General features: G+C 69.5%; 8 protein-coding genes. 2 read left to right on the top strand and 6 right to left on the bottom strand.

Annotation, left to right across the window (positions count from 1 at the left end; all coding sequences use genetic code 11):
* Positions 1 to 17 precede the first annotated feature (17 nt).
* Complete coding sequence (locus IAE60_RS13635; protein ID WP_187572682.1) at positions 18 to 455, top strand: excinuclease ATPase subunit; 438 nt, start codon at positions 18 to 20, stop codon at positions 453 to 455.
* 47 nt (positions 456 to 502) lie between these two features.
* On the opposite strand, the gene IAE60_RS13630 is transcribed toward IAE60_RS13635, so the two are convergent.
* The 6 genes from IAE60_RS13630 to IAE60_RS13605 form a co-directional block, all read right to left on the bottom strand.
* Positions 503 to 2,764: a heavy metal translocating P-type ATPase gene (locus IAE60_RS13630; protein WP_244966728.1), complete on the bottom strand. Its 2,262-nt coding sequence runs from the start codon at positions 2,762 to 2,764 to the stop codon at positions 503 to 505.
* 122 nt (positions 2,765 to 2,886) lie between these two features.
* Complete coding sequence (locus IAE60_RS13625) at positions 2,887 to 3,282, bottom strand: heavy metal-responsive transcriptional regulator (protein WP_185896223.1); 396 nt, start codon at positions 3,280 to 3,282, stop codon at positions 2,887 to 2,889.
* A gap of 90 nt (positions 3,283 to 3,372) precedes the next feature.
* Positions 3,373 to 3,900: a DUF411 domain-containing protein gene (locus IAE60_RS13620; protein WP_187572680.1), complete on the bottom strand. Its 528-nt coding sequence runs from the start codon at positions 3,898 to 3,900 to the stop codon at positions 3,373 to 3,375.
* An 11-nt stretch (positions 3,901 to 3,911) separates the two neighbouring features.
* Positions 3,912 to 4,826 (bottom strand): copper resistance protein B, encoded by a 915-nt coding sequence (locus tag IAE60_RS13615; RefSeq protein ID WP_187572679.1) that lies wholly within the window; start codon positions 4,824 to 4,826, stop codon positions 3,912 to 3,914.
* Positions 4,823 to 6,625, bottom strand: coding sequence for a copper resistance system multicopper oxidase (locus IAE60_RS13610; protein ID WP_187572678.1), 1,803 nt, complete (start codon positions 6,623 to 6,625; stop codon positions 4,823 to 4,825). Before IAE60_RS13610 ends, IAE60_RS13615 begins: the two co-directional genes overlap by 4 nt.
* 101 nt (positions 6,626 to 6,726) lie before the next feature.
* Positions 6,727 to 7,134, bottom strand: a complete 408-nt coding sequence (locus IAE60_RS13605; protein WP_244966579.1) for a CopL family metal-binding regulatory protein — start codon at positions 7,132 to 7,134, stop codon at positions 6,727 to 6,729.
* A 169-nt stretch (positions 7,135 to 7,303) separates the two neighbouring features.
* Here IAE60_RS13605 and IAE60_RS13600 point away from each other — a divergent pair, with 169 nt between their 5' ends.
* Positions 7,304 to 8,293 carry a glucokinase gene (locus IAE60_RS13600; protein ID WP_244966578.1) on the top strand — a complete coding sequence of 330 codons (990 nt, stop codon included), beginning with the start codon at positions 7,304 to 7,306 and terminating at the stop codon, positions 8,291 to 8,293.
* Positions 8,294 to 8,321: the final 28 nt, after the last annotated feature.

The raw sequence follows: 8,321 nt of genomic DNA, 5'->3' as shown, positions 1-8,321 counted from the left end.
ATCCCAAGGAGCCCACCATGAAACGAATTCTCGCCACGGCCGCGTTGGCCCTGCTCACCGCCCCGACCGCCTTTGCCGCCGATACGCGCCTGGAACTTCCGCTGCGTGAGCTGATCGACTCGCCGCAGGCCAAGGCCGCCGGCATCGATGGCAGCGTGCGCTTCTACCTGGCCGGAGAAAAGACGCCTGCCGTGGCCGCCCGGATGGGCGAGGACGTCACCAACAAGAAGACCAACGGCGTGGGCAAGTCGGACGTGGAGTCCTGCAACTGGGTGGCGCTGTCGGCGCTGAAGGCCCTGCAGGAAGGCGCCAAGGACCGCGGTGCGAATGCCGTGATCGACATCGTCAGCTACTTCAAGAAGAACGAGTTCCGCAGCGCCACCCACTACGAATGCTACGCAGGCAACATCATGAGCGGCGTGGCCCTCAAGGCGACCTACGCCAAGGTCAAGTAAGCGCCCGCGCATCGACATGCGGCCGCCCTCGGGCGGCCGCATGCGTTTCAGCCGCCGGAGATCGCCGCGTGCCGCAGGCGCAGGGCGTTGCCGACCACCGAGGCGGAACTGAGGCTCATGGCCAGCGCCGCCAGCATGGGCGACAGCAGCGGTCCGCCGAACAGGCCCAGCAGGCCCGCTGCCACCGGCACGCCCAGCGCGTTGTAGACGAAGGCGAACGCCAGGTTCTGCCGCATGTTGCGCACGGTGGCCTCGGACAGCGCCTTGGCCCGCGCGATGCCGCGAAGGTCGCCCTTCACCAGCGTGACCTGCGCGCTGGACATGGCCACGTCGGTGCCGGTGCCCATGGCGATGCCGACATCGGCCGCGGCGAGGGCGGGGGCATCGTTGATGCCGTCGCCGGCCATGGCGACCCGGTGCCCGGCCTGCTTCAGGCGCGCCACCAGGGCCGCCTTGTCGGCGGGGCGCACGTCGCCGTGGACCTCCTCGATGCCCAGTCGCGCGGCGACCGCATGCGCGGTCCGTTCGCTGTCGCCCGTGGCCATCACGATGCGGAGGCCGCCCTCGCGCAGGGCGCGCAGGGCCTCCGGCGTACTGGCCTTCACCGGATCGGCCACCGTGATGCTGCCGGCGGGCGCGCCGTCGACCGCGAGGAACATCACGCTGCCGCCTTCCCCGCGGGCGCGGCCGGCATGCGCCTCCAGTGCCTGCACCGGAACCCGTTCCTCCTGCATCAGCACGGCATTGCCGAACGCGAGCCGGTGGCCGTCGACACGGCCGCGCACGCCGATGCCGCTGCCGGATTCGAAATCCTGCGCCGGCGAGAGCGTCAGTCCGCGACGGCGCGCTTCCTGCACGACGGCCTGTGCGAGCGGATGTTCGCTGCCGGCATCCAGGCTGGCGGCCAGACGCAGCACCATGTCCTCATCGAACGGCACCAGTGCGTGCACGCCGCTGAAGACCGGTCGGCCTTCGGTCAGGGTGCCGGTCTTGTCGACGATCAGCGTGTCGACCTTGCGCAGGGTCTCGATCGCCTCCGCGTCGCGGAACAGCACGCCGGACTGTGCGGCGCGACCGCTGGCCACCATCACCGACATCGGCGTGGCCAGCCCCAGCGCGCAGGGACAGGCGATGATCAGCACCGACACCGCATTGAGCACGGCATGCGTCCATGACGGCTCAGGGCCGAACAGGCCCCAGCCCAGCAGGGTCGCCAGGGCCGCGCCCAGTACGGCCAGCACGAACCAGAACGACACCCGGTCCGCCAGCCGCTGCATCGGCGCGCGCGTGCGCTGCGCCTGCGCGACCAGCTGTACGATCTGTGCCAGTACGCTGTCGCTGCCCAGCTTCTCCGCGCGGATCACCAGGCTGCCCGCCCCGTTGAGCGTGGCGCCGATGACATGGTCGCCGGGCGCGCGCGGCACGGGCATCGGTTCGCCGGTCAGCATGGATTCGTCCACATGGCTGCGGCCTTCCACCACCACGCCATCGACCGGCACCTTCTCGCCGGGCCGCACGCGCAGGCGGTCGCCGACGTGCACATGCGACAGTTCGACATCCTCTTCCTCGCCATCCTCGCGCAGGCGCCGCGCCGTTTTCGGCGCCAGGCCCAGCAGGGCGCGGATGGCGGCGGAGGTCTGCGAGCGCGCCTTCAGTTCCAGCAGCTGGCCCAGCAGGGTCAGCGAGACGATCACTGCGGCGGCTTCGAAGTACACCCCGACATGGCCGTGGTCGCGGAACGAGGGCGGGAACAGCTGCGGCGCCAGCACGGCCACCACGCTGTAGCCGTAGGCGGCGCCCACGCCGGTGCCGATCAGCGTCCACATGTTGGGGCTGCGGTGGCGGATGGACTGCGCCCAGCGTTGGAAGAAGGGCCAGGCGGCCCAGAGCACGACCGGCGTGCTGAAGGCGAATTCCAGCCAGATGCGCACGGTGGGCGGGATGATGTCGAGGTACATGCCGCCCATGGCCAGCAGCAGCGTGGCCGCGCTGAACGGCAGCGTCCACCAGAAGCGCCGGCGGAAATCGGTCAGCTCCGGATTCTCTTCTTCCTCCAGCGAAGGCAGCATCGGTTCCAGCGCCATGCCGCACAGCGGACACGTGCCCGGGCCGTCCTGCACGATCTCCGGGTGCATCGGGCAGGTGTACTGCGTGCCGGGCGGCGCCTGCGGAGCGGCCGCCTGCGGGGAAGGCTGCAGATAGCGTGCGGGGTCGGCGACGAACTTCGTGCGGCATCCGGCCGAACAGAAGTGATAGGTCTGGCCCGCATGTCCGGCGTGATGCGGGGTGGTGGCGGGATCGACCCGCATGCCGCAGACCGGATCCAGGACGCGCCCGTCGTCGGCCTTGGGCGCATCGCGATGGCCGCTGCAGCACGCGTGTGTCGCGGTGGGCGGCGCGGGCCGGTCGCCAAGGGAGTGGGGCGTGTGGTTCATGCCTCACCTCCCAGTGCACCGACGATAGGGCATTGATCCAGCGCGCCGTGGCCGGGGCAGGCCTCCACCAGCGTCCTCAGGCCGTCGCGCATGCGGGTCAGTTCCGCCAGGCGCCGCTCCACGTCGGCCAGCTTGTCGGCCGCGGCGGCGCGGATGGCGGCCATGTCGCCGTCGCGTGCGCTGCTCAGCGCCAGCAGGTCGCGGATCTCGTCCAGGGTGAAACCCAGCACCTTGGCGCGGCGGATGAAGTTCAGTCGCAGCACGTCGTCGGCCTCGTAATGCCGGTAGCCGCTGGCGCTGCGGGTGGGCGGGGGCAGCAGACGCTGCTTTTCGTAGTAGCGCACGGTGTCGATGGGGACACCGGTGCGGCGGGACAATTGTCCGATGTTCATGCGGGGACTCCTTGAAGTACCTGCAGTCTGCACCCTGGAGTACGCTCCAGAGTCAAGGGGTCGGGCGGCGTCCGTGCCGCCCTTTCCGGATCACGGCGAATGTTCCGCGTAGGGCGTGGTGCTGCCGTCGCGGTTCAATGCCAGCACGGTGTAGGCAGGCGCATCGACGCCTTCCACCTCCATCCCGGGAGAACCGACCGGCATGCCGGGCAGGACCAGGCCACGGATCGGCGGCTTCTCGCGCAGCAGGCGGCGGATGTCGGCGGCCGGCACATGGCCTTCGATCACGTAGCCGTCCACTTCGGCGGTGTGGCAGGAGGCGTGCTCAGGCAGGATGCCCAGCCGGTCCTTGACCGGGCTCATCGCGTCCTCCACGCGGTCTTCCACATCGAAACCTGCGGTGCGCAGGTGTTCCACCCACAGGTGGCAGCAGCCGCAGTAGGCATCGCGATGGACGGTGATCTCCGGCGCGGCAGGGGCCACCGTCTTGCCAGGCGCAGGCGCCGCCATCGCGGCGCGTGCGCTCTCCACCGGTGCAGGCACCGCCTGCGAGCAGGCGGCGAGGGTGACGACGAGCAACGGCAGGAGCAGGCGGGGCAGGGCAATGACAGGTTCCATGGTGTCCTCCGTCAGAACCAGATGCGGACGCCCGCGACGACGCGGGTGTCGCGCGTGGGTTCGCCTTCGGCGCGGCGCAGATCGGCGGTGTCGCCGAGCGCGCGTTCGTGCACCACACCAACGTACGGCGCGAAACGGCGCGTCACCTCGTAGCGCAGGCGCAGGCCCGTCTCGATGCCGGTGAATCCGCGCGCGGTGCCGTACGCCGGGTCGTCTTTCGCGGCGAGGTCCACTTCGACCAGCGGCTGCAGGATCAGGCGGTTGGTGATGCGCAGCGTGTACTCGGCCTCGACGTTGGCGGCGACCTGTCCTCCTTCACCGACGTAGGCGGTCGCCGAGACTTCGAAACGGTACGGCGCCATGCCCTGAACGCCGAACGCGGCCCAGCTGCGTGCGTCGCCGGGCTTGAAGTCGTGCCTCACGCCGGCCACCACGTCCCACCAGGGCGACACGCTGCGTCCGTACAGCGCTTCCAGGTCGGCGCTTTCGGTATGGCCGCCGACGCGCTCGCCTTCGCTGCGCAGCCACAGGCGGTCGGTATCGGTGCCGAACCACGCCACGCCTTCCCAGGCCTGGCCGGTGCCTTCGTCGGCGTCCCACGCTTCGAGCCGGTTGAAGGTCACCTTGTGGTTGAACGCGGGTGCGTGCTGCATGGCGTGGTGGTCGATGTCGGGAAACGCGGCTGCCAGGTCCTCCGCGGTGACGGCGGGGATCGGTTCGCGCGGCGCAGCGGATGCTGCCACGGGCGTGGCTTTGGACATGGCGCCGTGGTCATGATGCGCGTGCTCTTCAGGCGTGGAGGTGGGCTGCGCCTGCGTCGCATGCTGCCCATGGTCGTGGTGCTGCGCGATGGCGGGCGCAGCGACGCCGAGCATGGCGGCGAGGACCAAAGTGAGGCGGAGCGGGGCGGAGGAGAAGGTGCTCATGCCTCGATCCTCACTTCCCGCATCATGCCGGCTTCCATGTGGTACAGCAGGTGGCAATGGAAGGCCCAGCGCCCCAGCGCGTCGGCGCGCACGCGGTAGCTGCGTCGCGTGCCGGGTGGCATGTCGATGGTGTGCTTGCGCAGCTGGAAACCGCCGTCCGCATCCTCCAGGTCGCTCCACACGCCATGCAGGTGGATGGGGTGCTGCATCATCGTGTCGTTGACCAGCACGATGCGCATGCGCTCGCCGTACTTCAGCTTCAGCGGTTCCGCGCTGGCGAACGGGATGCCGTCGAACGACCAGGCGAACTTCTCCATGTGACCGGTCAGGTGCAGTTCCACGGTGCGCCCGGGTTCGCGTCCGTCCGGATCGTCGAACAGGCTGCGCATGGCGCCGTAGGTCAGTACCTGGCGACCGTTGTCGCGCAGGCCGATGCCGGGATCGTCGAGTTTCGGTTCGCTGGCCGACGACTGCATGTCCACCAGCGGATTGCCGGTTTCGCCGGCGGGATGGTTCGGTGCGTTCGACGGCGCGCCGTGCGCGCTGTGGTCCATGGCGCCCATGTTCGCGCCGCAGCCGCCTTCGCCCATCATCGCACCGCAGCCTCCCTCCATGCCCTTGTGTGCGCCGTGGCCACCCATGTCGTGGCCCATGTCGGCCATCGTCAGCAGCGGACGCGGATCGCGCGCCGGGATCGGCGCTTCCAGTCCGTCGCGGATGGCCAGCGTGCCGCGCGCATGGCCGGTGCGGCCCATGTCCTGCGCGAAGATCGTGAAGGCCTCCTGGCCCGTGGGCTCGACCAACACGTCGAAGGTCTCGGCCACCGCGATGCGGAACTCGTCCACGCTGACCGGGTGGATGTACTGCCCGTCGGCGGCCACGACGGTCATCTTCAGGCCCGGGATGCGCACGTCGAAGTAGGTCATCGCACTGCCGTTGATGAAGCGCAGCAACACCTTCTCGCCGGGCTTGAACAGGCCCGTCCAGTTGCCGTCCGGCGAGGCGCCATTCACCAGATAGGTGTAGGTATGGGCATTGATGTCGGAGATGTCGGTGGGTGTCATTCGCATGCGTCCCCACATGCCGCGGTCCTCGAGGGTCTCCTTCAGTCCGTCGCGGCGCGCGTCGCGCACGAAATCCACCAGCGTGCGCTGGTAGTAGTTGTCGTGCTCCGGCATCTTCTTCATGCGCCGGTACAGTGAGGCCGGATCCAGGTCGGTCCAGTCCGACAGCAGCACCACGTGCTCGCGGTCGTGGTGGTACGGCGGCGGATCGCGCGGGTCCACGATCAGGGCGCCGTACAGGCCGGCCTGCTCCTGGAACAGCGAGTGGCTGTGGTACCAGTAGGTACCCGACTGCTTCAGCTGGAAGCGGTACTGGAAGGTTTCGCCCGGTCCGATGCCGTTGAAGCTCAGGCCCGGCACGCCATCCATGTTCGACGGCAGCAGGATGCCGTGCCAATGGATGGAGGTCATGTCGCGCAGGCGGTTGCTGACGCGCACGGTGACCGTATCGCCTTCGCGCCAGCGCAGGGTGGGCGCGGGCAGACTGTCGTTGACGGTGATCGCGGGCCGGCGGCGGCCGGTGATGTCGACCGGCATCGCGCCGATGCTCAGGGCGAACGCGGTGCCGGCCATCTGTGCGGCGCCACCGCGGCGCGCAGGCGTGCCGGCGGATGCGGGCAGGCGCGCCAGCCCCAGGCCGAGCGCGGCGCTGCCGCTGGCCAGTCCGGTGACGAACTGGCGGCGGGTGGGACGGAACGCGCCCAGGCGTCCCGCGGTGGGTTCATCGTGTTTCATGCAAACGTATCCTGTCGGTCAGGACGCACGGCCGCCCGCGCGGCAGGCGCCGTCCGTCGTGTGAGGTAACCGGCGCGTAGGTGCGCGCCCGGCTTGCGGCGTCAGGCCGCCAGGATGGGAGGTCGGTGGCGGTGCGAAAGACGCGCGGAGGTTTGGGCGGCGGCGTGGTAAGCCGGTGCTTCGGTCCGGGCGTACCGTTGCGCAGGCAACGACGAAGGCCATGCGAGCGCGGGCGCGTGCTGGGTACAGAACCCATCGCAGCTGCCTGCCTTGCAGCAATCGGGCAGGCCCGCATCGCCGTCGGGGTGGCCGGAGGGATTGGCGCCTTCCTCGTCCATCGGCATCGCCATGTCCATGCCCTCGTGGCACGGGGGCGCATCGTCGTGTGCCTGTTCCATCGCCGCCATGCCGCTCATCGCCATGCGCGTGGCGGCATGCGCATACGCCGTGCCATTGAGCAGCAGCACCAGGCAGAGCAGGGCACGGAGCAGGGGGGCGAAGCGGGACATGCCGGCATGATACGCCATGGCCCGCGAGCGTACGTTTACGTAGGGTGAGTTGCGCCGTGTGCTGCACCGGGTGGTGCCCGGATCAGGCGACGACACGCTATCCTTGGCGCGTACTTCAGGCATTGGGTAGCGTGGTATTCGCATGGCAGGCACGGCAATGAGGGGCAGGGTGCCGACAGGCGATCACACGGATTCCTCCCAGGATGCCCCGGTTTCCACCCGCATCATCGTGGCGGATGTCGGCGGTACCTATGCACGGCTCGGCTGGATCGACGCCGACGGCGGCAACGAGATCCACGACTACCGCCGCTACGCCTGCGCCGACCATCCGGACCTGGCTTACATCCTGCACGACTATGCGGCCGGCACGCCGTGCCACGGCGCGGTCGTGGCCATCGCCGGCGTGCTCGAAGGCGACCGGCTGATCAATTCCAACCTGCCGTGGCCCGTGTCGGTGGAACAGACGCGCGCGGGCGCCGGGCTGGCGTGGGTGCAGCTGATCAACGATTTCGAAGCCGTGGCCAATGCGGTGCCCACGCTGGCGCCCGATACGCTGTCGCCGCTGACCCCGTCGATCGCGTCGAACGCCTCATCGCCGGCACTGGTGATCGGTCCGGGCACCGGGCTGGGCGCTGCGGTCTGGATCGAGGGCCAGCCGCCGCGGGTACTGCCGACGGAAGTCGGCCAGGCGTCGCTGGCGGCCGGCAATGCGCTGGAACTGGATATCGTGCGCCTGCTGTTGCGGGACCGCCCCTACCTGCACAACGAGCATGTGCTGTCCGGCCCTGGCCTGATGAACCTGTACCGCTGCCTGTGCGAACTGCGCGGGGCCTCGCCCGTGCATGCGGATGCCGGTGCGCTGGTGGCCGCTGCGGCGTCGGACGCGCTTGCGCGGGAAACGCTGGAAACGTTCTGCGGCTGGCTGGGCAGCGTGGTCGGCGACTTGGCGATCATCTTCGGCGCGCGCGTGGTCTACCTGGCCGGCGGCGTGACCGCGCATATACCGCAGTTCCTGCACGACGGCCGTTTCCTGCAGCGCTACCTCAACAAGGGCGTGATGACCGAGCAGTTGGAACGGGTGCCGGTGTGGCGGGTGGAGCATGGGCAGCTGGGGCTGCTGGGGGCCGTGGCCTGGTATCGGCAGAACCGGAAGTCCTGAGCGCGGTTCACGGGGTTGATCCGGATCA

This window comes from Pseudoxanthomonas mexicana, assembly GCF_014397415.1.
GTDB lineage: Bacteria > Pseudomonadota > Gammaproteobacteria > Xanthomonadales > Xanthomonadaceae > Pseudoxanthomonas_A > Pseudoxanthomonas_A mexicana.
This window is presented reverse-complemented; position numbering and strand designations above follow the sequence as displayed.

Excerpts from the sequence above, each read along its gene's own strand:
- IAE60_RS13635 (WP_187572682.1), top strand. The coding sequence starts at position 18 with ATGAAACGAATTCTCGCCACGGCCGCGTTGGCCCTGCTCACCGCCCCG.
- IAE60_RS13630 (WP_244966728.1), bottom strand. The coding sequence starts at position 2,764 with ATGCGGGTCGATCCCGCCACCACCCCGCATCACGCCGGACATGCGGGC.
- IAE60_RS13625 (WP_185896223.1), bottom strand. The coding sequence starts at position 3,282 with ATGAACATCGGACAATTGTCCCGCCGCACCGGTGTCCCCATCGACACC.
- IAE60_RS13620 (WP_187572680.1), bottom strand. The coding sequence starts at position 3,900 with ATGGAACCTGTCATTGCCCTGCCCCGCCTGCTCCTGCCGTTGCTCGTC.
- IAE60_RS13615 (WP_187572679.1), bottom strand. The coding sequence starts at position 4,826 with ATGAGCACCTTCTCCTCCGCCCCGCTCCGCCTCACTTTGGTCCTCGCC.
- IAE60_RS13610 (WP_187572678.1), bottom strand. The coding sequence starts at position 6,625 with ATGAAACACGATGAACCCACCGCGGGACGCCTGGGCGCGTTCCGTCCC.
- IAE60_RS13605 (WP_244966579.1), bottom strand. The coding sequence starts at position 7,134 with ATGTCCCGCTTCGCCCCCCTGCTCCGTGCCCTGCTCTGCCTGGTGCTG.